This is a genomic window from Pseudomonas sp. 51_B, from assembly GCF_017491595.1.
Taxonomy (GTDB): Bacteria; Pseudomonadota; Gammaproteobacteria; order Pseudomonadales; family Pseudomonadaceae; genus Aquipseudomonas; species Aquipseudomonas promysalinigenes.
Window position 1 is genome coordinate 1 of sequence record NZ_JAFGYW010000464.1, and the last position, 432, is coordinate 432.

General features: G+C 55.3%; 2 pseudogenes. Both read right to left on the reverse strand.

What is annotated here, in order from left to right:
- A pseudogene (locus J5M56_RS25740) lies at positions 1–222 on the reverse strand (AraC family transcriptional regulator); the annotation flags it as partial.
- Positions 223–291: 69 nt separating this feature from the next.
- Positions 292–432, reverse strand: a pseudogene (locus tag J5M56_RS25745) (LysE family translocator); the annotation flags it as partial.

Consider the following 432-nt stretch of genomic DNA (forward strand, 5'->3'; position numbering starts at 1 on the left):
GTATTCGAAACCGCCCTCACCGTCCGCATTGCAGCAAACGCCGTAGGTTACTTCGTTGAGTTGCGCGGGGATTTTTCCCAAGTGCGGGATCAGTTTTTCCCATAACGCGGGAATGTCTTCGGTGGTCTCCTGAGTGAATCGCCCGCCGAAACCGGCAATCAGCAGAAATTGCCCGTGTTCGAAACGAGGCTCGGCTATCTCGACGCGTTGTTGTTCATCCATGACGCGACTCCTCAGAACGGAAAAGTGGATTCGGCTGGGAGTATAGAAAGCCCGACCCGTTTCGCACGTTTACAGCGAATGCAACTGCTCGACGGCGCCCGACCCGACAAACTCGTTGTAGCCAGAAACAATCACGTACACCGCGAAATAGCAGAAGATCGCCGCCGATGCCAGATAGGAGTAGCGCAGAAGCTTGTCGCCCAGCAGCTT